Source organism: Priestia megaterium (genome assembly GCF_023824195.1).
In the GTDB taxonomy this organism is placed as follows: Bacteria; Bacillota; Bacilli; order Bacillales; family Bacillaceae_H; genus Priestia; species Priestia megaterium_D.
This window is the reverse complement of sequence record NZ_CP085447.1, coordinates 54,903-77,553: the sequence shown is the minus strand read 5'-3', so window position 1 is coordinate 77,553 and position 22,651 is coordinate 54,903. Positions and strand designations below refer to the sequence as shown.

At 34.6% G+C, this 22,651-nt stretch carries 20 protein-coding genes and 1 pseudogene; 13 read left to right on the top strand and 8 right to left on the bottom strand.

The annotated features are described in order from the left end of the window. Window positions 1-601: 601 nt before the first annotated feature. From LIS78_RS30050 to LIS78_RS30035, 4 genes are all read right to left on the bottom strand, one after another. The gene (locus LIS78_RS30050) at window positions 602-2,392 is read right to left on the bottom strand and encodes a helix-turn-helix transcriptional regulator (protein ID WP_252285655.1); all 1,791 of its coding nucleotides are present in this window, start codon (window positions 2,390-2,392) and stop codon (window positions 602-604) included. 4 nt (window positions 2,393-2,396) lie between these two features. Then, on the bottom strand, window positions 2,397-2,987 hold the full coding sequence (locus LIS78_RS30045; protein WP_055991086.1) for a sensor domain-containing protein: 591 nt from the start codon (window positions 2,985-2,987) through the stop codon (window positions 2,397-2,399). 441 nt (window positions 2,988-3,428) lie between these two features. Further along, the gene (locus LIS78_RS30040; RefSeq protein WP_055991089.1) at window positions 3,429-4,760 is read right to left on the bottom strand and encodes an erythromycin esterase family protein; all 1,332 of its coding nucleotides are present in this window, start codon (window positions 4,758-4,760) and stop codon (window positions 3,429-3,431) included. A 244-nt stretch (window positions 4,761-5,004) separates the two neighbouring features. Beyond that, entirely contained in the window at window positions 5,005-6,162 is a 1,158-nt protein-coding gene (locus LIS78_RS30035) for a serine hydrolase domain-containing protein (protein ID WP_055991092.1), read from the bottom strand. Window positions 6,163-6,737: 575 nt separating this feature from the next. On the opposite strand from LIS78_RS30035, the gene LIS78_RS30030 reads away from it, so the two are divergent. The 8 genes and pseudogenes from LIS78_RS30030 (at window position 6,738) to LIS78_RS29995 (ending at window position 13,627) form a co-directional block, all read left to right on the top strand. Beyond that, a complete protein-coding gene (locus LIS78_RS30030; RefSeq protein ID WP_055991095.1) occupies window positions 6,738-8,786 on the top strand; it encodes a serine hydrolase domain-containing protein in 2,049 nt (682 codons plus the stop codon). After that, a pseudogene (locus LIS78_RS30025) lies at window positions 8,750-9,227 on the top strand (MFS transporter); the annotation flags it as partial. The gene LIS78_RS30030 and the pseudogene LIS78_RS30025, both read left to right, overlap by 37 nt. 250 nt (window positions 9,228-9,477) lie before the next feature. Next, window positions 9,478-9,894 (top strand): DUF7832 domain-containing protein, encoded by a 417-nt coding sequence (locus tag LIS78_RS30020; protein ID WP_252285685.1) that lies wholly within the window; start codon window positions 9,478-9,480, stop codon window positions 9,892-9,894. A gap of 140 nt (window positions 9,895-10,034) precedes the next feature. Then, window positions 10,035-10,553 carry a GrpB family protein gene (locus LIS78_RS30015; protein ID WP_055991098.1) on the top strand — a complete coding sequence of 173 codons (519 nt, stop codon included), beginning with the start codon at window positions 10,035-10,037 and terminating at the stop codon, window positions 10,551-10,553. 160 nt (window positions 10,554-10,713) lie between these two features. Beyond that, window positions 10,714-11,412, top strand: coding sequence for an aspartate/glutamate racemase family protein (locus LIS78_RS30010; protein ID WP_055991101.1), 699 nt, complete (start codon window positions 10,714-10,716; stop codon window positions 11,410-11,412). Window positions 11,413-11,582: 170 nt separating this feature from the next. Beyond that, window positions 11,583-12,173: a GNAT family N-acetyltransferase gene (locus LIS78_RS30005; protein ID WP_055991104.1), complete on the top strand. Its 591-nt coding sequence runs from the start codon at window positions 11,583-11,585 to the stop codon at window positions 12,171-12,173. A 154-nt stretch (window positions 12,174-12,327) separates the two neighbouring features. After that, entirely contained in the window at window positions 12,328-12,726 is a 399-nt protein-coding gene (locus LIS78_RS30000) for a MerR family transcriptional regulator (protein ID WP_055991107.1), read from the top strand. Then, window positions 12,716-13,627: a DMT family transporter gene (locus LIS78_RS29995; protein ID WP_055991110.1), complete on the top strand. Its 912-nt coding sequence runs from the start codon at window positions 12,716-12,718 to the stop codon at window positions 13,625-13,627. The genes LIS78_RS30000 and LIS78_RS29995 overlap by 11 nt, the downstream gene beginning before the upstream one ends. A gap of 80 nt (window positions 13,628-13,707) precedes the next feature. Here LIS78_RS29995 and LIS78_RS29990 read toward each other — a convergent pair whose 3' ends face one another. Then, window positions 13,708-14,178 carry a DinB family protein gene (locus LIS78_RS29990; RefSeq protein ID WP_047752079.1) on the bottom strand — a complete coding sequence of 157 codons (471 nt, stop codon included), beginning with the start codon at window positions 14,176-14,178 and terminating at the stop codon, window positions 13,708-13,710. 408 nt (window positions 14,179-14,586) lie between these two features. On the opposite strand from LIS78_RS29990, the gene LIS78_RS29985 reads away from it, so the two are divergent. Next, complete coding sequence (locus LIS78_RS29985) at window positions 14,587-15,294, top strand: IS6 family transposase (protein WP_252285654.1); 708 nt, start codon at window positions 14,587-14,589, stop codon at window positions 15,292-15,294. Between the two features lie 34 nt (window positions 15,295-15,328). Here LIS78_RS29985 and LIS78_RS29980 read toward each other — a convergent pair whose 3' ends face one another. Next, window positions 15,329-15,643, bottom strand: coding sequence for a hypothetical protein (locus LIS78_RS29980; RefSeq protein WP_252285653.1), 315 nt, complete (start codon window positions 15,641-15,643; stop codon window positions 15,329-15,331). 432 nt (window positions 15,644-16,075) lie between these two features. Here LIS78_RS29980 and LIS78_RS29975 point away from each other — a divergent pair, with 432 nt between their 5' ends. From LIS78_RS29975 to LIS78_RS29960, 4 genes are all read left to right on the top strand, one after another. Next, window positions 16,076-17,341 (top strand): Y-family DNA polymerase, encoded by a 1,266-nt coding sequence (locus LIS78_RS29975; protein ID WP_252285652.1) that lies wholly within the window; start codon window positions 16,076-16,078, stop codon window positions 17,339-17,341. Between the two features lie 19 nt (window positions 17,342-17,360). After that, window positions 17,361-17,696, top strand: a complete 336-nt coding sequence (locus tag LIS78_RS29970) for a YolD-like family protein (protein WP_155661067.1) — start codon at window positions 17,361-17,363, stop codon at window positions 17,694-17,696. 298 nt (window positions 17,697-17,994) lie between these two features. Next, the gene (locus tag LIS78_RS29965; protein WP_155661068.1) at window positions 17,995-18,306 is read left to right on the top strand and encodes a hypothetical protein; all 312 of its coding nucleotides are present in this window, start codon (window positions 17,995-17,997) and stop codon (window positions 18,304-18,306) included. A gap of 540 nt (window positions 18,307-18,846) precedes the next feature. Then, on the top strand, window positions 18,847-19,725 hold the full coding sequence (locus LIS78_RS29960) for an Rpn family recombination-promoting nuclease/putative transposase (RefSeq protein ID WP_155661069.1): 879 nt from the start codon (window positions 18,847-18,849) through the stop codon (window positions 19,723-19,725). Window positions 19,726-20,021: 296 nt separating this feature from the next. On the opposite strand, the gene LIS78_RS29955 is transcribed toward LIS78_RS29960, so the two are convergent. Together LIS78_RS29955 and LIS78_RS29950 are read right to left on the bottom strand one after the other, a co-directional pair. Next, window positions 20,022-21,884 carry an ABC transporter permease gene (locus tag LIS78_RS29955; RefSeq protein ID WP_155661070.1) on the bottom strand — a complete coding sequence of 621 codons (1,863 nt, stop codon included), beginning with the start codon at window positions 21,882-21,884 and terminating at the stop codon, window positions 20,022-20,024. After that, window positions 21,859-22,623: an ABC transporter ATP-binding protein gene (locus LIS78_RS29950; protein ID WP_155661071.1), complete on the bottom strand. Its 765-nt coding sequence runs from the start codon at window positions 22,621-22,623 to the stop codon at window positions 21,859-21,861. The genes LIS78_RS29955 and LIS78_RS29950 overlap by 26 nt, the downstream gene beginning before the upstream one ends. Window positions 22,624-22,651 lie beyond the last annotated feature (28 nt).

Sequence of the window (22,651 nt, the reverse complement as noted above, 5' to 3'; positions counted from 1 at the left end):
AATACTACACATGTAATCAATGTGTGTCAATCTTCTTTTAGAAAGAAAATTGACAGCTCGCTTGCCTTAGCCTGTTACTTGTTTAACCTCCGGAAAGGGCATCATCCATAATAATCATTATTTTACAGTTACTTAAAATAAGATATATATACTAAAGTATAAATAATATATTTATGGTTTTACTTTTACACCTAGTGTAGACAAAATTACATTTTTTCTACAAAATATTACACTTCTAAATGACGGAGTATGAATTATTAATTGACAGTTCTTTCTTTTACTGCGACTTTCATGTTACTACAAAGGTATACTTTTACGGACAAGATATTTAAATCTATTACAAGATGTAAAAGTAATTATTATCGTTAACAAAACAAAAAAGCTACCTCCTTTTTACTAATAGTAGTTTAGTGATGGAGTGAGATAGCTTTTGGGATATCATTATGGAATTATATTCCTGTATAGATAGTAACATTTTTCTCTAAAAAAAGCCATATTTATTAGGTGGATCCCAAATAGAGACATTCAAATTACACTTTTTAAAATATAGCTCTTAAATATAGAATTATTTACGTATCCTAGCAGTTGACTACGCTCCCTCTTACAAAAGTAATCCTGTTTCTTTTGCTTTTTGCACGGCTTCTTCTCGATTTTTAACTCCTAGCTTCTCATAGAGATTGGAGGCGTAATTTCTTACCGTTCCGTTTGACAAGTAAAGTTTCGAAGCTATTGTTTTATAACGGCTTCCTTGTGATAATAGTTCCAAAATCTCTAATTCTCGTTTCGTTAATCCATACTCTTTTCCATCTGATTTTGATTCAAATGATCCTATTTCTTCATTTTCTTCCCACATTCTATGGAACAAGTCATGATTAATCATCGTACCTCCTCGATAGACTAGACGAATTGAGTCAGCTAGTTCACGTGAATCTATGGATTTCAACAAATATCCATCCGCACCATTTCGTATGATTTCTTTAGCCCTTTTTGTATTCTGAAAGGTTGACAGAATGAGTACACGAATGTCCGGCCATTGTTCCTTAATTATTTTAGTCGCATGAATTCCATCCAAATTAGGCATCTCTAAATCCATTAATACTACATCTGGCTTTAGTCTTTCACACAATTCCATAGCCCGTTCTCCATCTTCAGCCATTCCCACTACTTGTAAATCCTCCTGCCCATCCAAAATTGTATGCAGACTTTCTCGAATAAATGACTGATCATCGACAATACACAGGCGGATTTGTTCACTAGACAGTTGTACTTGTTTCGGTAATACACATGAAATTAATGTACCTTCCCCTTTTTTGGAATAAACAATAACTCTTCCTTGCGACTGACTCACGCGCTCTTTCATTGCAGTTAATCCAAAACCATCCTTCCACTCTTCCGCCCCGCATCCATTATCCTGTACATCCAATCTTATCTGTTGTGGTTCAAAGTGGAGTGACACAGTAATTTCTGTGGAATGCCCATGGCGAACAGCATTTGTTAGTGATTCCTGCAAGCTCCGATATAGTGTCATTTTTAATTGTTTGGAGACCATATACTCTTTCCCTATTATTCGAGTACGTACATTTACCTTTGTATGTTTCTTAAATTCCTCTGTCAATTGTTGTAATGTGATAGGTAAGGGAAGCGACTCTTGTGATAAATCCATTTGATGCAAATACAGTCTTACTTCTTCCATACTGTTACGGGCCAATTGTAATAATGAATCGAGCTGTTGCTCTCCTCCTTTAGTCTTTAATTCCGTACGTAATGTTTCCATACCCATAATAATTGAAGTATAGGAATGCCCCATTGTATCGTGTAAGTCTTTTGAGAGCCTATTACGTTCCTCCAGTAAAGTAATCCGTTCAACCTGGGATACGTATTGTTCCAATACATGTTTCTGGTTCCGAATGGTTTCACTTTGACGATAATTAATAGCCAGTAAACGAAAGAAAGAGCCCATAGCAAAAGCTAAACTGAGGTGTGGGATGATTACCCATAAATCTGTTACTTTGGAAAATACCGCAATGAGCAACGGAAACAAAATAATTGTGATAGGACCCGACCAGCGGTAAGATTTATGAGCGCTATTTGCCGCAATCATAAAAGTTGGCATTAAAAAAGCAAGATACGCTGACGGAAATAATAAAGTTAAATAGAAACACACTCCGCCAAATAATATTATTTCAGTCAACAAATAATAGCGATAACTGAACATTAAACAAATCCAAGGTACTGAAAATGAAACGACTTCCCAAAGAATTATGATCCAAAGTGGTACTGTCAAATGATCTTGTTGTTGGATAGTCGCAAATATCAATGATAGCCAAATGATAAAACGTATACAAAGTAAGGCCCAATCATACCAAAACCATAGTTTCAAAGTCTTAAACAAGTTATCACTCCTTTATAGCTTTAAACATGGAACGCGTGTACATTCCAATAATTCGAACTAAGCAGTTTCCAATAAGATTATGTATCCAAATGAGAATGAAACCAACAATCATGACAAAAATTGCCGTCTCCCATGAATTCACAGCAATGCCCAATAAGTATATATTAAAACATCGAAAAAGTAAGGGGGTAACGATACATACTAGCGGCATTATATATAGTAAAACAGCGCATATAAGACTCATTATTCCGACAAAAAATTTCTGCATGAGCCAAAAAACAGCCCTCCAGTTGCTATTATTAAGGATTGTATCTCTTGCTTTAATCCATCTATCTTCCTCCTCTTTTATTCTTGGTTCGAATAAATCTATCGATATATCTGTATAAACCTTCGTCTGAATACGTTCATACTGAATAAACGTATGTGTTGTTTGTAGCACCCATCCCAACAAGGGAATACCCAAAAAGATAATCGTCATTACTAATGCCAATGTAATGCTGACCAGATAGAAACAAAAGTAAAAGAATCCGGATACAAAGGTAAATAACAAGAAATAAAAATCTTGCAAAGTTTTTTGAGCTGATGTTTTCGTCATTAAAATTTCTCCTCCACATTCATTGCTAATGCGTTAAAAGCTACTTTTTGATTCTAAGTATTTTTCTGTCACATATGGTAGTGTCAAAGTGTCATGGTTTGTATGACATAACTATCAATACAGCCTTAGCCCATTCAACTTTTGTTATCCGTTATAAATATGACAAAAAGTTCACTATCGACTATGAATCGCCTCTTGCTACACTCTATCCATACGCTAACGAGCCACTAACTCGTTGTGCTAAAAATGAGATTGTGTTCCCAATCTTATCTTTTTTCTTTGTAGATTTTTTGATATAAAGAAGGAATCCTTATAATAAGGATTCCTGAAAGAAACGAAGTGTCATAATCAATTCCTTGATTTCGTGCATCATACTTATAAATTCCTTAGTCCCTCATTTTATTTACTAAATAATACATAGTATTATATTTTAAGAGATTCTTATTGATGTAGTTGAGATGGACTCACTTTTTGAATTTGAACAAGTATATCAAACGCTTTACCTAATGGTATATCAACAGTTTTTGGTATATCAGGGCCTTCTTTAGTTATTCCAGCGAAAATTGGATGTTGTTCGTTTAACCAAGTTTTTGCCACTCCGTTCGCCTTACGTAAATCAATAAAAAATTGATCTTTTTTGACCTGTCCCAAAATGTAGTTATAACTATTTAGATCATCTAATTTTAATGTTCCAAATGGACCAAATTCACCATTGCTATTATAGACATTATATTGTCCTCCATAAACTGATGTTCCAATAGATACATACCGTTTCCCATAATATTCTGCTAAATGCTGCCCAGCTACTTTAGGGTATATAAAAGGAAGCATATTTGTTTTCGAAATGTGTCCGTTATGTCCCCAAACTATGGTTTTCCCTAAGTGTTCTTCAGTCCACTTCGCATTTTCATACATTGCAATATCATGTTTTAAAAAAAGATCCGATGGTTTATCAGGGGGTGATGCTAACATTGTAGTAAACTGTTCAATAATACGAGCATTTTGTTTTATCCATGCGAACTCTTTGGATTTCCCGTTTAGAGAACTTTTATTTTGTTCTAATAAAGCACTAATTTGTTTAGCATCTGAAACATACTTTTCTTTTTCCTCTTCCGTAAGGCTCTCAAAAGTATTCATATCCTTTGTTACAGGAATAAGACCTTTTATCTTCTCTTCTACTCTAGGCACAAGATCCGAATTATTTTTCTTTATATATTCTATTATATTATTATAAACATTCTCATTTACTGATTGAATATCCATCCCGATGACACGCACTTTAGATTTATGTTTTGGATTAGCATTATATTGTCGAATCCAACTAAATAGATCCAACATTTCTTTCGTGTTAAATGTAGGTGATAGATGTTGGCTTGGGTTTCCCTTACCGGTAAGAACATATTGATCAAGTTCCAAAGCTCTGTCCCATCCCTCTTCTAAAACTAAGTTGACAAAGCCCTTTTCAGATACTAAATAATTAACAATACGGTGTTTCATTGTAAAAACCTCATGAGCCCCATGCGTAGCTTCACCTAAACCTACAATTGAAGCTGAACCTACCATATTCTTAAGTGGTTTTAAATCATTAAGGGATGCGGTTGGATTAGTTGTTTTTAAAGGCTTTGCATTTGCTTCTAACCATTTCACTATTTGATTTGTATTGTAGGGAGCTGTAACAGAAGCTTCTGTTTTCGAATCTGCATAAGTATTTCCTACAAAATTAGTCAGTGTTATAGCAGAAGTAATAATTGCAATAATCATTTTCTTTTTCATGAAAACCTCCTGAAATACTTCTTTATTAATTTTTGACATGCTCTAAGGAATTCCGTTTAAACCATTAGCTCTCTTATTACTGTTAAAATAAATTTATTCTATTTCCTAATACTCACTTATTTCTTAATAGGTTCTTATGAACTTGCTCTATTCAATTTTTTTAGAGTAAGTTGTTTTTTGAACCAGAAAGGCATATTTTAAACTATAAAAACTATGACAAAACTTATCCGGTTTTCCTTTTTGCCTACTTGCTAAATTCAGCAAGTAAAATATTTTTAAACGGATCAGGACTATCAGCTTTAAAACTGTTCAAATTGACGGCCAATGTATGCTTGCCTCCAAGTGTGCCTCCAGCAAAGGTGGTAAACCCTAGAACGATACCTCTATGTCCCCATATTGAGACACCGTTTGGAAGCTTAGTTTCATAGATTCCAAGACCATATTCGGTTCCTTCTCTTCCTGTAGGAACTGTAGTAAGCATTTGTTTTAGTTGCTGTTCCTTCAATAATTGACCACTGAGTAAGTAAGAGAAGAATTTGTTTAAATCGTCAGCAGTAGAAATCATATCTCCATCCGAGCTACCTGGGTTAATATAAGTAACGTCTTCTAGCTCACTTGCTCCGTCTAGTTGGAAATAGCCACGGGCATGCTTGGTGCCTGGAATCACGCTTGAATTGCCAGGTAGGAATGTATTTGACAAATCAAGTGGTTCAATAATTCTATTTTCAACCTCCTCCGCATAGCTGTTTCCAGTTACTTTTTCAATAAGCATCCCCAGTACTACGTATCCTGTGTTTGAATAAGACCATCCCTTTCCTGGGGGAAAGTCTGGAGGAAGGGAAATCCCCATCTTTACGAATTCATCAGCTGTATACGATTTTTTTGTATCCATAATATCGAAGTCTTTTGAATTTACATAGTCAGCGATACCACTTGTATGATTCAATATCTGCCGGATAGTAATCTGGTTACCATCATATCCGTTTCCTTGAATGACACCAGGTAACCATTTTTCAATGGAGTCGTCTAGATTCAAGCGGTTCTCTCCAGCTAATTGAAGTAGAACTGTTGCAATGAATGTCTTCGTCACACTGCCAATGCGAAATCGAAAATCTGTTTTCATCGGTTTCTTGGTTCCCAGATCTGCTATCCCAGCAGCATAACTCCACGTTTTTCCACCCTTATGAATTTTAGCAAGTATCCCAGGGTATCCAAGTTGTAGCGTATCCCGCATTGCTTGCTTGACGGCAGTACGATCTCGTTGAGTACTTGTTTGTAACGAACTAGATACACTTTTAGTAGGCTCTGCTTTTACAATTGAGGTTGGCGTTGTGTATAACAGGGAACTTCCAGCTATTAAAAGGGCAAGACTTGCAAATGTAATTTTGCTACGTGTTTTCATAAGGTATTCCTCATCTCTATTTATCTTGTATAGTTAGTTGCTTGCTGTTTCGTATTAACCACTCAGCTATTATCTCCACCAATGACAAAAGGTCAAAATTAAATTCGTAATCATATTCATAATTATTATTTTTACAATCGCCGTTCTGTCCTAAGTAAATCCCTCTTTTTCCATATAAGTGTTAACTATGGAAATTACTTCCTTTTCTTAAAACACTCTTGTTACTGGTTTGTTTTTCATAAATAGGTCATACCTGTTTCCTCTTTCACGCCTCTTTATATTTTTAACATACACAATGTAGATCTCCCTTCCTCATTTATTGTTAATGCGTTAAAAACTGCTCCTTGATTCTAAGTGTTTTTCTGTCACATACGGTAGTGTCAAAATGTCATGATTTTTATGACATAACTATCAATACAGTCTTATTCATTCACTTTTTGTTGTTCTTTATAAATATGACAAAAGTTCACTATCGACTATGACTCGCTGCTTGCTACACTCTGTTCATACGCTAACGAGCAGCTAACTTGTTGCGCTAACAAAAAAATTCCAACCAAATAAAGGAGCGTACAAAAATGAAACAAACAATTAACAAACTGGGAATCGTTGCAATTCTTCTTACTTCTTCAACCATGATTTCTGCATGTTCCCAACAATCGTTAGAAGCAGGAAAATCAAAACCATCGGCATCCACGACTAATATCCAAATGATGAAAGGACCTAATAATAAAAAAGAAATAGAATCTTTTGCTGATCCGTTATTTGAAGAAAAAATGAAGAAGTACAATGTGAACGGTTCTAGTTTTGTAGTCGTTCATGATGGAAAGGTCGTTGTCAATAAAGGATATGGATATGCCGATAAAGAAAAGAAAATCCCCGTCACTAAGGATACGGTCTTTCAAATCGGTTCAGTCACGAAAACTTTTACTGCTTTGGCTGTGATGCAGCAAGTCGATAAAGGAAAGCTTAAACTTGATCAAGACGTACAAAAATATCTCGATGGATTACAAATACCTAATCAAACAGGGAAACCTCTTACCCTCTTTGATATGCTCACTTATACCAGCGGGGTAGATTTTCCCGATCTCACGAATATAACCGGACCTGAATATATTAATGACGGTATAATAATGAAAGAATTTTTCTCTAAACATATGCCAACTGTGGTACGCCCACCAGGTAAAGTTTATACGTATGACAACGTCTCATTTGCGCTCGCAGGGTTTGCAGTAGAGAATGTTACTAACACCCCTTTCTCAAAATATATGGAAAAGAATATTTTCAAACCATTAGATATGAAATCTACAAGTATGAGCTTTACGCCTGATCTTCTCGAAAGAATGGCTACACATTATGGTCCCACTGGCGATCCAATTCCAACAAGTGGGAGCGGTTTAAGGGATACACCACAAGGAGGCATTTTATCTACTGCGGAAGACATGTCAAAATACATGATTATGCAACTACAGAAAGGAAAGTTTAAAGACAAAGAAATTGTAAGTAAAAAAAGCATGGATATGATGCATGATTATCAAGTTTTTGATGATAAGACGACTCCTGTTGCGACAATTGGATTTGAAACGCCTTTTAATAAATTTGCTAACGGTCAACACGTTGTAATAAAAGGGGGAAGCATGCCTGGACATCAATCACTGCTGATTTTAGTGCCAGAACAAAAAACAGCATTCTTCATGTCTTACAATAATGATTCAATGATGAGTGTAGACATATATGAAACTCTCATGGATCACTATTTCCCTGCTAAGAAGAATGAAGGAAAAATAAGTTATCTCCCGTTAGAGGAAAAAGAAGCTCATAAATACTTGGGCCTATTCCAAAATACGCGTTTCGCTGCGCTTCGCACTCATTTTACTTATGAAAACGGGAATTTGGTCATGGAGGGTGGAACTGGAAAACAAGTTCTCAAAATGATTCATCCGTTGTTATTTGAAGATTCGGAAGGTAGCAAAGTTGCTTTCAAAAAGAATTCAGCTGGAGAAATAGCATATTTTCACTACAACTCTCCTAAAAGCCTTGATTTTGTAGCAGATGCCCAGAAAATTAACAACAAACCGCCTTTTGATGACGTTCCACAAAAGAGTAACTATAGAAGTCACATTGATAATCTTCATGCTCTAAATATTATGGGTGCTAAAACAGGTAATCTATTCAATCCGATGGACATCATGACACAAGGAGAGTTTGAGGATACGTTGTTACTTGCTTATGGATGGAACGGTTTTCCAGACGACTCCAAGGAGGCAAGGGAAAAAGTTAAAAAAGGAATTCCAGTGTATGACCGTGCTACTCCGATTACACGAGAGGTCGCAGCAACCATGATTCAAAACTTAAAGCAAATTCATGACATGAAACCGATTCAACCTGACAAAGTTATTAAAGTTAAATTACTTGATGCTGCGGATGACTGGGCAATTCAATCGATTTTGGCACTTGCCTCCCAAGGAATTCTAGACCCTGATACTTCCATCAATGCTGACGGATCCTTTATATTCCGTCCGAAAGATCTGTTACTGCGTCAAGAAGCAAGTGCCTTGCTGGATTTAGCTTTTAACTATTATGCACTGCCGGAGTCTCAGTCAGTATTGCTGGAGCAGGAGTATTAACAAGTTCTTTATCCAATGCAATAATTATTGAAAAAACACCTACTTCATGGCTTATTGGTATGGGCTCCTTAATAACTACAGTAGGTTATATGGTTTTTACATCTTCTAATACTTTTTTTATAGCAGCTGTAGGAGTTTTTGTTGCGTCATTTGCTACTGCTTTTGCTAACACTGGTTTTTACACGTTTTATCAAAACAATAATACCTGTTGATATGATGGGGAGAGTTGTAAGTATTTACGGGTTTATTGAGGCTTTTTTAATTATTATCGTTACTGCAATCTTTGGTATTTCTTCTGAGCTTATATCTATACGATTTGTTGTAGTTTCAGGGGCATTTATAATGTTTTTGGTATCTATTGTACTATTTATCAGCAGTGTTCAATCATCAAAAGCTAAATTCTATTCTAATTCATCCGAACTTAAAGATTCATTTCAATAAATTTATTGTTTACTATATAAGAGTAGATAATATCGAATTGGAAATTCTTTTTTTATTTCCGATAAAGCACATTATGTTAAGTATATTCTTTTGAATTTTATCGGTATATAATATCTTCAAGAGTTTATTAGATTGGAGAAATAGATTGCATAAACTGAAAAGCATATTACTAATAATATTTGTTATCTTAATTTTTCAGGGGAATGAAGAACCAAGTCTAGCAGAGGAAGATAAAGGAGAAGGAGAATATATGACGGTGGCTTATGATAAAGCAGAATGGCATTATGAAGGTGATTTTCCTGAAGGATTGGATGAAGATCAAGGATTTGTACATACAGGAATGTATTTAGGTTGGGTTATAGATAATAACTTGTATAGCAAGGAGTTTGAAGAGGTTTCCTCTAATGAAATAACAAAGTTTAAAGAAAGTCTACTATCAGGGACAGAAATATATATGAATTGGGATGGTGTACTAGCAAGTGACATGTTAAGTAAAGAAGGAAACGATTTTACCAAAGATTATTATGAGTCAGGAATATATTTTGAGGACTATGCAGACTTATTTCCTGATGTTAGCTCTGTTTATGAAGTAAATGATACATTGGATAACTATAACATTGTAAAAAACAAGCTTAATGAACGTTTTAAAGAATGGAAAAGCGAGTAGTTATATAAATTTTAAAGCCCTAGAAAATTTACTTCTTAGGGCTTTTTATTTCCGATAAATACGTTTTATGTTAACTAAAAATGAATATTCTCTATAAAGAGTCTATGTTGAAAATAGGGGTAATGAAGGGAGAGACTGTAATGTTAGGAGTAGAACGTGGCTTAGTAAAATTAGAACCTTATAATGATAAATGGAGTAAGTTATTTGATAAGGAGAGAGAATTATTATCTTCTCAATTAAAGAACCTTATTGTTGAAATTGAACATGTGGGAAGTACATCTATTGAAGGTCTATTTGCTAAACCAATTATTGATATTGCAATTGGAGTTAGCTCTTTGGATGTAATTATAAAATTAAAAGAAAAATTGAAGGAACTTGGGTATATAGAAGTACCCGTAAGTTTAGATGGCAAGCATGTTTTTGCAAAGTATAAAGAAAAGAAAATCACTCATTTTTTACATGTAATGATCTATAACCAGAATCTGTGGCTAGATCAAATTTCCTTTAGAGATTATTTACGATCAGCTCCTGATGCAAAGTTAGAGTATATAAAACTAAAAGAAGAACTAGCAAATAAATACCCGAATGATGTTATTTCATATACGAATAAAAAAAAGAAGTTTGTTGATGACATATTAAAAAGGGCAAAGGAATTGTAATAGTGATGAATATAAATAAAACCTTAGGAATCTGTGAATTTTTAAGGTTGTGTTTATTTTGAGCTAAGAATATTGATTACGATAACTCCAATTACATATGATGTTCACGCTGATAAAATCTCAATTTGTGGTAATATTTTCTATAAAAGGGGGAAGTAAATTGAAAACAATAGGCTTATTAGGTGGAATGAGTTGGGAATCATCAAGCGAGTATTACAGAATTATCAATCAAACAGTAAATAGAAAGTTAGGAGGACATCACTCTGCTAAAAGTGTCATGTATTCTGTAAACTTTGAAGAAATAAAGAAATTGCAACATAGTGATAGATGGGGTGATGCAACAGAGTTAATGATTAAAGGAGCTCAATATATCGAAAAAGGTGGAGCCGACTTTTTAGTTATCTGTACAAACACTATGCACAAAATGGCAAGTGATATTCAGCAACACATTGGTATTCCTATTTTACATATTGCAGATGCCACAGCTAAGAAAATCAAAGACCAAGGGATTAATAGAGTCGGGTTGCTTGGAACGAAGTTTACGATGGAAGAGGATTTTTATAAAGGGCGACTTATAGCTAATCATAGTCTTAAAGTTAATATCCCTCGTGAAAAAGAGCGTCAAATTGTACATGATATTATTTACAAAGAATTATGTTTAGGAAGGACTGACCCAGATTCCAAAAGTGCATATCAAAACATTCTAAATGGTTTAATTAACGATGGAATAGAAGGAGCTATATTAGGTTGTACTGAAATTTCCTTATTAATTAATCAGAATGATATCTCGATACCTATCTTTGATACAACAGAAATACACGCACAAACAGCAGTTGATTGGGCGTTAGGTATGTCCTGAAAGGTATAAACAGATGAAAAGAGACTAAGTGCAATATTCTTCAGAACAAAGTCTTCCTAGAAGAATGTTTAGTGGGCTAGGTCTCTATATCTTATACGCAGTGATTTAAAGTAATACTATTGTCAAAATGGAGCATACTGTATTTATTTAGAAGGGAAAGATGAAAATTTATGGAGTTAATTGGGCAGAGGGCAAAGCTGAGATTAATGAATATGGGAGATATAGAGGTCCTTTACAACCTTGTTCAACGAAATCCAAACCTATGGAAATACATGGTTAGAAAAATGGATAGTTTAGGAGATATGGAGAATCTAGTAATAGAGGCATTAAAGAACTTTGATAAAGAAACAGAGCTTCCTTTCGTAGTGATAGACAGAGTTAGTAATACCATTGTTGGAAGTACCCGTTTATATGATATATCTCTTGATCGCCAGACAGTTGAAGTAGGCTCTACCTTTTATGATAAATCCGTTCAAAAAACGAGTATTAATACGGAGTGTAAATTTCTATTATTGAAGCACTCTTTTGAACATTTAAATATGGTACGTGTTCAAATTAAAACGGATATTCAAAATATAGGTGCACAACGAGCTATTGAACGTATTGGAGGAGTAAAGGAAGGAATTTTGCGCAACGAGAGAATGTTACATAATGGCCGTATTCGTGATGCAGTTCTATATAGCATTACAAATAATGAATGGAATGTAGTGAAAGTTAAACTAGAAGACCTTTTAACAAAGCGTTACGATAAAGTAAAATAATATTCTTGTTGGGGGATATCTTTTTATAACGTACATTATGTTAATTAAACAAAGAGGCTCAGAAAAATCTGAGTCTTTTTTTATTGTTTGCAAATTAATCGTTGACTTAGAGCTAACTCTAAGTTGTAACATGTAAAGAAAGGAGGAAATGGAAATGTATAGTATATCTGAAGTTGCTACGAAAACAGGGTTCACAGCTCATACGTTACGTTATTATGAAAAGATTGGGTTATTAACTTCACCATTAAGAAAAGGTGGAAAAAGAAGATATACGGAAGGTGAAATTCGCCTTCTCAAATTTATGAAAATGTTAAAACAAACAGGGATGTCTTTGGAAGATATCCAGGAATTTTTAAAAGACGGATGTCTCCTGGAAAATATTGATTCTGCAGCCATTCAATTAAAAAAGATTCAAACGAGGGCGGATATTTTAAACAAACACTTACTTCTTTTAGAGAAGCAAAAACAAGAGATTGAAACTGTTATGAACGTGACAAAAGAGAAATTAGAGGCGTACAAAACAATGATTGGAGACTTAAAAGATGAAAAGTAGAATATACTTTATGTTGATAGGCTTCGCTATATTTACAGGTGCTACGTTCAATTTGGCTAAGTATGCTGTTCACTACTTCTCCCCTGCAAGTGCTGCAGCATGGCGATTTGGTATTGCTGCACTCGTTATGGTTCTTATATTAGGATTACAAAAACAAATAAAGTCAAAAGCCATTAAGAACCATTGGAAAATGTATATCTTACTTGGCATCATAGGAATCTTTGGATTCAATGCTTTTTTCTTTTTAGGAATGCAATACACTTCACCTTTAAACGGGGCTCTCATCATGGGAACTAACCCTCTAGTAACTGCACTTTTTGCTTATTTTATTTTAAAGAATCCCATTACAAAACAGCAAATGTTGGGTATATCCTTTGCTTTAGTAGGCGTTATTCTTGTCCTTACGCAAGGTTCGTTAAAAATTATTCTAACACTATCGATTTCTAAAGGGGATTTATTAATCTTAACAGGGAACTTATGTTGGGCTTTATATGGTGTATTAGGAAGAAAATATTTAAAGGGTAGTTCTTCAATGGAGACAACTACTTATACAATGATTGTTGGTTCTCTTTGTCTTTTAGTCTTAACAGCTTTTTCACCAAGCCCTCAGCCTTTGTCTCACGTTACATGGTCAGCTTGGGGAGCTATTCTCTTTATGGCTCTATTTACAAGTGTATTAGGCTATCTGTGGTGGAATAAGGGAATGGCTACGATTGGCGCAAGTAATACATCTTTATTTTTTAATTTAGTTCCAGTCGTCACCATGATTCTTTCTATTTTAACCGGATCCCTTATTACATTACCTCAAGTAATAGGTACATGTTTAGTTATTTTAGGTGTTTTAACAGCTTCTGGCTTCTTAAACTTGAGAAGAAAACAAAAAGTTTCGGCTTCAATATAACGATGAACTGCTAAAGCCTATATAAAAAATATATAGGCTTTATTATCTCCGATAACTTTGTTATATCATTTTTTAAAAATTTAATTTTTCACACCCACATGTTCAATTATTCGCTTCATTGCCTGAATCTGTCCCATATGAGTTGCTTCATGCATCAGTGTAACACCCGCCAGCTCTCCAAAGGTTTTACATCCCAAAAATGGCTTTTCCAAGTTATTGTTTAGCTGTTCAGCAGGAATTTGCTGAATACGAGCCAATTGATCTTTTAGTTGGATCTTAAGCTCATCCATAGTAGGTACATCCCCCGTCCAATCGGCTGGTTTCGTACCATTTCCGAACAATTCCATATAATTTGCTGGAAGATGGGTTGTTGCATGAGGAAAACCAAACATAGTTTGTTCAGTAATTGTCAAAACGTGACCTGTATGCCAATGAATTGTGTTGTTAAAACCATCTGGCTGTACATCAGTTTGCCCCTTAGAAACAGCCTCTATGATTTTGAGGAAGTACTCTCTTCCGATTTCAAATTGCTTGAATACAAGTTTGTCCATCTTTTTCTCCCCTTTCACTGATACAATCATCCATATTATACCACCTATAGAGGGATAAGAATATAATTAAGGCACCTCTAGCGCTTCAAAATATTCGTACCTAGTTAACATAACTTATTTACTCTTGTCGTTAATAATCTATTAATAGAAGGCTTTTTCTACAATATATATAACTATTAAAGTAATTTTAAATTCTTTATAAGAAAAAACCTTTACTAAACATAACACGTAAAGGTTTTTTTATAAGTTTCTTCTATTATAATAATATCTCCTTGATCAAGGTATGGATTTAAGTTTCTCTGTTAAACATAAAAAAGGGTTCTGGTGCAAAAACCTCAAAACACTTGCAAGTAATCTCTAAATCTTGGACATACTGATACTACTATTCTAAAAAAGGACGTGACTAGTATGGAAAAGCAAAATTTATTTAAGTGGAAACATTATCAGCCCGACATTATTTTGTTAACAGTAAGATGGTACCTGCGGTACAACTTGAGTTTTCGTAACGTAGTGGAGATGATGGAGGAACGTGGCTTATCAATGGCTCACACAACGATTATGCGTTGGGTTCATCAATATGGACCGGAATTAGATAAAAGGGTACGTCGTCATCTTAGGCCAACAAATGACTCATGGAGAGTCGATGAAACGTATATCAAAGTAAAAGGTCAATGGATGTATCTGTATCGTGCAGTTGATTCTAAAGGAAATACGATTGATTTTTATCTAAGTAAAACAAGAGATCACAAGGCTGCAAAGTGTTTCTTCAAGAAAGCTTTGCGGTCTCTTCATGTTTCAAAGCCTCGTGTCATAACTGTCGATAAAAATCCAGCTTATCCTATAGCCATTGAAGAGTTGAAAAAAGAAAAGAAGATGCCTGTAGGCATCCAAATAAGGCAAGTAAAATATCTCAATAACATAGTAGAACAAGATCATCGTTTTATTAAAAAACGAGTTAGACCTATGTTAGGGTTGAAATCCTTTCATACAGCTACATCCATTATTTCTGGAATAGAAGCTATGCATATCATTAAAAAAGGGCAACTTGCTTCACGGAACCAGTCTGTCCAAAATCAAAAAGAATTCATCCATAAACTGTTTGAATTAGCTTCATAAGCTAGCAAATTAAAGGAAACTGACATTTTATGTTTCAGGAAAGTAGTTTTTGCACCAGAACCTCTTCAACAAACAAGCAAGATACCATTTTCATGTTGAAAAAATCGCTTAAATTTAACATAGCGAGGAATTTTTGATTTGTAACAAATAACTGTTGGATAGCTCTGCTTGTATATTCTTTAAATATCGTATTATTATCAAGCAACTGATTATAGGTGTCAGGATTATATTTTATTGCAAAGGAATTCTTATTATTTCCAGTAATATAATCATAATTTTGTATATCAAGTAAGTTACAAAAAGTGTCTTCATTTATTTTCCTTTGTCTTAATATCTTATAAAATTGCACACCATCCCTCCTCACTTTCATATTATTTTTTCCTATATGTACTAATATTACATATAGGAAAATATAGGCATTAAAAAGAATTAACTAGTAGAAAAACTTTAATCTTGGCTATGTGAAACTAACTGGACAAGTATGTATTCTTTTCTAAGAATGCCTCGATTATGACCTATTATGAGGGAGAGAAGCTTGCCCACAACCTCCATTAACCCTCGTTAACCTTGATTACTACTCTCTATTTTACAGTTAATATAAGGTAAATAATACGACTTTTTTCATATATTATAAAAAAAGTGAGTAGCTTGCTATCACTCTCTTTTGTTTAGGACTAAGTAATAGTAATAATCGGGAAAAGGGATGATATTCCATTGAATAAAGAACGTTTGTTCGCATATAATATAAAGAACAAACGTTCTTTATTGAGGAGTTATTCCAATGGATTATGGGAAGCTACCAAACAGAGTCATTATTTGCATAGACATGAAAGCTTTTTTTGCTTCCGTTTCTTCTGTCATACGGGGATTAGATCCGTTAAAAACAAAGCTTGCGGTTGTAGGAGATATCAAACGGTCGGGGTCTGTTGTGTTAGCTGCCACACCTTTATTAAAGAAAGAAGGGATCAAAACCGGCAGCCGTCTTTTCGACATTCCTAAAAGGAAAGATATCCATATCGTGAATCCATCCATGGAGAGATATATCAAGGCTTCAAACTATATTTCTAGTTTGGTGTTACAGTATGTGGCTCCTGAAGATTTCCATGCGTATAGCATTGATGAGTTGTTTATTGATGCGACAGCTTCTTTGCATTTGTTTGCTCGAACACCTGAGGAGCTAGCTCATCGAATACTTAATGAGATCTATCGCAAAACAAGACTGACAGCTACCGCAGGAATCGGTCCTAATCTCTTACTGGCTAAGGTAAGCTTAGATCATGAGGCCAAGAATAGTCCAACAGGGGTTGCTTATTGGCGATATGAGGATATTCCCTTTAAGTTATGGTCGATTCATCCAATGAAGGATTTCTGGGGGATCTCGTCAGCTACAGAAAGACGCTTAAACCGTTTAGGTATCTATACCATAAAAGAACTCGCTCTTTCTTCTAAAGAAATGTTACAAAAAGAATTTGGCATCATGGGACAAGAACTTCACCAACATGCGAATGGGATTGATTTTAGTCGTATTTCTGATGTGTACATCCCTAGTTCCCGTTCCTTTGGGAAAAGTCAGATTCTCTTTCGAGATTATACAAGCCGAAAAGAAGTGGAATTATTACTATTGGAACTATTGGACGATGTTTGCTTTCGTTTACGCATGCATCAAGTGGTGGCTCAAACTATCCATTTATCGATTGGATACAGCAAACAAGCAGGCGGAGGCTTCTCCAGACAAAAGAAAATGGGGAGAGCTTCAAACTTAAGCCAAGATATCTTTCCTTATTGTTTAAGCATTTTACATACATTTGATAGTGGAATGCCGATTCGCTCCATTGGGATTTCCTTATCAAACATAAGCATTCAGGAAGAGGAGCAAATGAGCTTATTTGAGGATATCGATCAGCGTGAAAGAGCCTATGCCCTTGCCAAAACGATTGATGAAATTCGGCTGCGTTATGGGAAAAATAGTGTGCTACGGGCTTCAAGCTATCTGGATCACTCAACAGCTCGTTATCGAAACGGCCTTATAGGAGGTCATAAATCATAGCATAAAGGAGGAATATATCATGCATCACGATAGAAAAATGAAAAAATGGCGCCCATTTGCGAGTATGCCCGAGCAATACATAGGATTACAGGAAGTCATAAACAAGCAAGCAGAAGTACCTCAACCTCTTTTAACAGAAGAGCAAATGGAACAAATTAATTTCATATTGATTGAAGCATTACATACAAATAAACAAGTTTATCTTACATACTACAAAAAGGGACAATGTATTACAGAAAAGGGATTCATCCAATTTGTTGATTCCCTGGGGAATTTGTTTGTTTTTATCGATGAAGTATTTGAATTAAAAAACAAAATGAGGTTAAACGAACTTATTGATGTTCAATTCGTATAAGGTGAATGAATGCATGAAGGAAGTAAGTATAAACCATTGTAACAAGCTTTCTGTACAGGTGCTAGCCAACTATGCCATCGCCTTGAAAGAGAGGAAGAAAATTCAAAATTACTCTTGTTTAGCAAACAGAAGGTTCACTCATTGGACATTTTATGAAAAATTAGTTATAACTTTTAATATTGTTTAATTTATAATAAAAAGGAAAAAACTACGGATTATTTTTTCCAAGAAGGCGCCATCTTGGGAACAAACTAATACGTAGATTATACAAAACTAGTTTTCCTGGGGAGAAACAACGATGAATCTTACACACAATAATTTAGAAGGTATAAAAAGGGAAGAAGGACAAAAGCAGTTGCTTGAAAGAAACCTTGAAGCTCATAGAAGTAGAAAATGGATAATCAATTTTATTTGTGCTATATCCCTACTTGTAGCCATACTTTGCTTCTGCTTCCACGTACCACGATCTGTAATCATAACTGTGGTCTTACTGTTTATATGTATAATCATCAAAAGTGCACATAAAACGTTAGATAAAAAAATAGAGTTGCGCTTAAAGCGCGTTAAACAGGAGCAAAGAAAAAGCATTTTTAAGGTGAATAAACCCTAAAATCTTTTCTATAAGCTTCTAATGATTAACATTGAGTTATCTAGAAGGCCATCTATTTTGTTATAGTTTAACTTAAGGTGATCTAAAAAATATCTTTACTATTGTACTTTAGTAGCTTACTAAAGAGATTTCATCTATAATAAGAGATGACCGTGTTTTCCAACATGAACACGTCACTTCTTTAAGAACATTTATTTTTATAATAGGTTTTTAAAAATATCAACGTAGCAAAAGGCACTTGCGTATAGCAAGTGTCTTTTATATTGTAAATAAAATACTAAAACGATCATTTACTTACAGTTGCTATTGTTTTTATCAATTATATAGCTTTATCTAAAAGCGATTTATGTTATTTTCGATAAGTTTTTTTTACAGAATTACTGAAAAACTTTTATTTTTAATTTTTCTTCACTATTACTATTAATAATAAAGAACGGGAGATACCTGATGACCACTTTATTACGCTATAAAGTGTGAAATAGAAAGAACTCATACAGTCATGGTATACTAATATCAAACATGGAGATGATGGAGGATATTATGACGAAACGATTAGATTTACGTGTCGACTTTGCGTTTAAATCACTATTTGGCACGCATGGAAATGAATCCATTCTAGCTGCCTTTTTAAATGCAGCGCTTCGCTTTCCAGACGAGAAGAAGATTCAAACGGTTCAGTTATTAGATCCTCATTTTAATAAAGAAAACCAAGAAGATAAACGCTCGATTTTAGATGTACATGCGCAATTAGAGGATGGAAGCCGTGTCAACATTGAAATTCAACTTAATAATAAGCATGACATGGAAAAACGAACGCTCTATTACTGGTCCAAAATGTATAGTAGTCAAATGAAAGAAGGCATGGACTATGGAGAGCTTTGTAAAACGATTACCATCAACATTGTTAACTTCCGTTATTTATCTCATATCATGGATTATCATTCTACCTTTCAGTTATATGAGCGCGAAAAGAAAGTACTCTTAACCGATATGCTGGAAATTCATTTTATGGAGCTACCTAAGCTATTAATTAAATGGCGCAACAGAGAGGTAGATCCACGGGAAGATCAACTTGTACGATGGTTATTATTACTTGAAGCATCGGAAGATGAAGAAATCACTCAGGTATTGGAGGAGATTGCGATGCAAGAAGATCAGATATTGAAGAAAGCGATGGATGAATGGGAACGTGTGAGTCAAGATCCAGAAGTTTTACTGGCTTATGAGGCGAGGAGAAAAGCCCTTTTAGATGAAAAGTCGGCATTAAAGAGGGCTGAGAAAAAAGGGAAACAAGAAGGTAGAGAAGAAACAATAAAAGCTATGGCTATTGGAATGATTCAAGAAGGTATAGCTAGCAACGTAATAAGTAAGTTGACAGGTCTTTCTATAGAAGAAATCGAAAAGCTTCGTCATCAATAAACTTCAACAAAAAGAGCAGTATCTTTACAACACTGCTCTTTTTGTTGAAGTTTTTATTATAATCTAGAACCTTATTTGTTGTCATTTTAAAAATAACAAAGCTATTGTTTCGCAAGAAAATTTATTAATTTGATATTTGATTTAGCTAAAAGAATTTCGGCTACTGATTGCTTTGCTGTAAGGTCCTATTTTGGGGAGTATCAGCGAAACTGTCATAACGCTTACTAGTATCAATTAATGTTTTAAAAAAAGGATCAGACAAAGTCTGACCCTTTCTTCTTGTATCCGTATTGAATTTAAATTGATGCCTTAATCTGCTTTGTATAGAAAAAGCGTACAATAAAGAAATAAACAATCTGAATAGCTAAGAAAACACTTAGAACAATAACGGATTCCTTAAAAAGATTAAAATAGAACAGGTTCGATAACGCTGTAAGGGCTACAGCCCCATGAATGAGAGCGACAATTATCGGCGCGAAAAACAGTATCATGGTTTGCCTGTTTAATACTCTTTTCAGTTCTTTATCAGTTAACCCCATTTTTGATATCGATTTGAACTTTTGTTTATCCTCATCCAAGTCCATGTAAAGCCGGAAGTATAGGAAACTACCAGCTGATACGAAAAAGACGATCCCAATAAATAGTCCGACAAATAAAATAGGACCGTAGCCTTTCATAATTTCATATATTTCATAATCTACTGATGTAATCTCATATCTTTCCAATTTCTTGTATAGCTTTTCGGAGGCAGCCATTATCTTTTCTTTTCCAGCAGTTGCTTGCCAAGCATAATAGCTTTGCTGATCCTTTGGTTCAGGAAGTTGTTTATAATCTTCATCTGACACAACATAATATGAACCTGATGCAGGTAAGGCATTTGAGTAAATGACTTCTTTTGGTTTTAAAGTTGAACCTTTATTCAGTTTAATCTTTTTACTTAGCAGGTCTTTCTTTTGTCCGAAGTCTGTACCTTTAAATTCCACAACCATAACTTGCCCGTCTTTTAAGTTAATTGGCTTTTCCCCGATAAGTGCAGCAAATTGGTTGAAATCAGATTGATTGGCAATAAGAATCGTATCCCCACCGATTTCATAAGATCGCAGTACTGTATGCGCTGTATCCGTCTTAATTTTTTCTTCCTTTAAAGTCTGGTTGATAAACGCAACATTTTTTTCTTCATTTTTTTCAGATGTCTTATAAGAAAACGTATTAGCATTTACAGATTTTATGCTTGATGTAAGGACGGTTTGAAATCCGAATAAAGAACCAATTGCACAAAATGCGACTGTTGAAACCATGGCTACCATGAAAAAAGTTCGTGCATTATCCTTCATACGAAAGGCCAGGTCCGAAAACAGCAACATATTGGTTTTAGACCAAAAAACACGTTCATTCTTCTTTAATCTTCTAATAATAAAAACACTTAATTGCGTAAATAACAGATAGGTGCCAATACAAACAACGACGATAACTGGGATCATTGCAACTACAACCGTTACTCCTTTTGCTAATAAGGCACCACCATATCCTACTCCTAATAAAAGCACAGCTAACAGCGTTAAAAAAAGATTCGCTTTTGGCTCACCCTTTGAAATTTTATTGCCTTTTATTAATTCAATCAACTTTTTACTACGCAGAACATACGTAACAAATAAGGAAATAAAGAAAAATAAAATCATAAAGGAGACAAAAGTGATTATAATTGCTTTAACTGGAAAATAAAAAGACAGCGCATGTTCAATAATCAATACATTTTCAGCTAGTAGTAAAATAGCCTTTGCAAAAACAAGGCCAAGGAGTATACCACCTAGTGTTGCTAAAAATCCAATAAGCATATTTTCTAAGAACACCATCAAACGAATTTGTTTCATTGACATACCTTGCATCATTAGTAAACCAAACTCTTTTTTCCGAGACTGTAAAAAAGAGCTCATTGAATATAAGACAAAAAAGAAGGAAAACACATAAATAATTCCTGCTGCTGCATTCATTCCTGTGGTTACACTTGAGCTCATATCATCCTCACTTAACACAGGATGATTAGCAAAAATGGAGAAGGTAAAAAAGACCATAACCGTAAATAAACTGCTAAGAAAATAGGCTGCATATAACCTTTTATTACGTATAACGTTGTTAAACGCGAACTGTCGAAAGGTCATGTGCATCCCCTCCCAGTAAAGAAAGTGTATCTATAATTTTTTGGAAAAAGGCCTGACGATTATCACCACGGTGTATCTCCGAATAGAACTTACCATCACGAATAAAGATGACCCGGTTACAATAGCTCGCTGCCTGCGCATCATGTGTTACAAGCATCATCGTTGTCTGCTCATTTTTATTAATAGACTCAAGCATTTCCATCACATCTTTTGAAGACTTGGAATCAAGATTTCCTGTCGGTTCATCTGCTAGTAGAAGCTTAGGAGTATGAATCATCGCTCTCGCCACAGCTGCTCTTTGCGCTTGTCCGCCTGATATTTCATACGTCCGTTTTTTCATAATGCCTGTAATCCCTAATTTTTCAGCAATTTTGTATGCCTTTTCCTTCATTTCACTCACTTTTTTTCCATCCAATGTTAGTGGCAGGACAATATTTTCTTCAACCGTTAAGGTATGAAGTAAATTAAAGTCTTGAAAGACAAAGCCCAATTCGCGACGGCGAAATTTTGCTAATGCGTCTTTTTTTAATATATGTGGGTTCTTTTCATTGATCAGGATTTCTCCTGTTGTCGGTTCATCAATTGTAGCAATCATATTCAGGAGCGTTGTTTTTCCACTTCCTGATGGACCCATAACTCCTACAAACTCCCCCTCATCAATGGTTAAATTTATGTCTGTTAACGCACGATAGGCGATTTTCCCTTCATAAATCTTACTTACTTGTTTCACTTTTAACATCACAAGTTCTCCTTTCCATACAATCTAC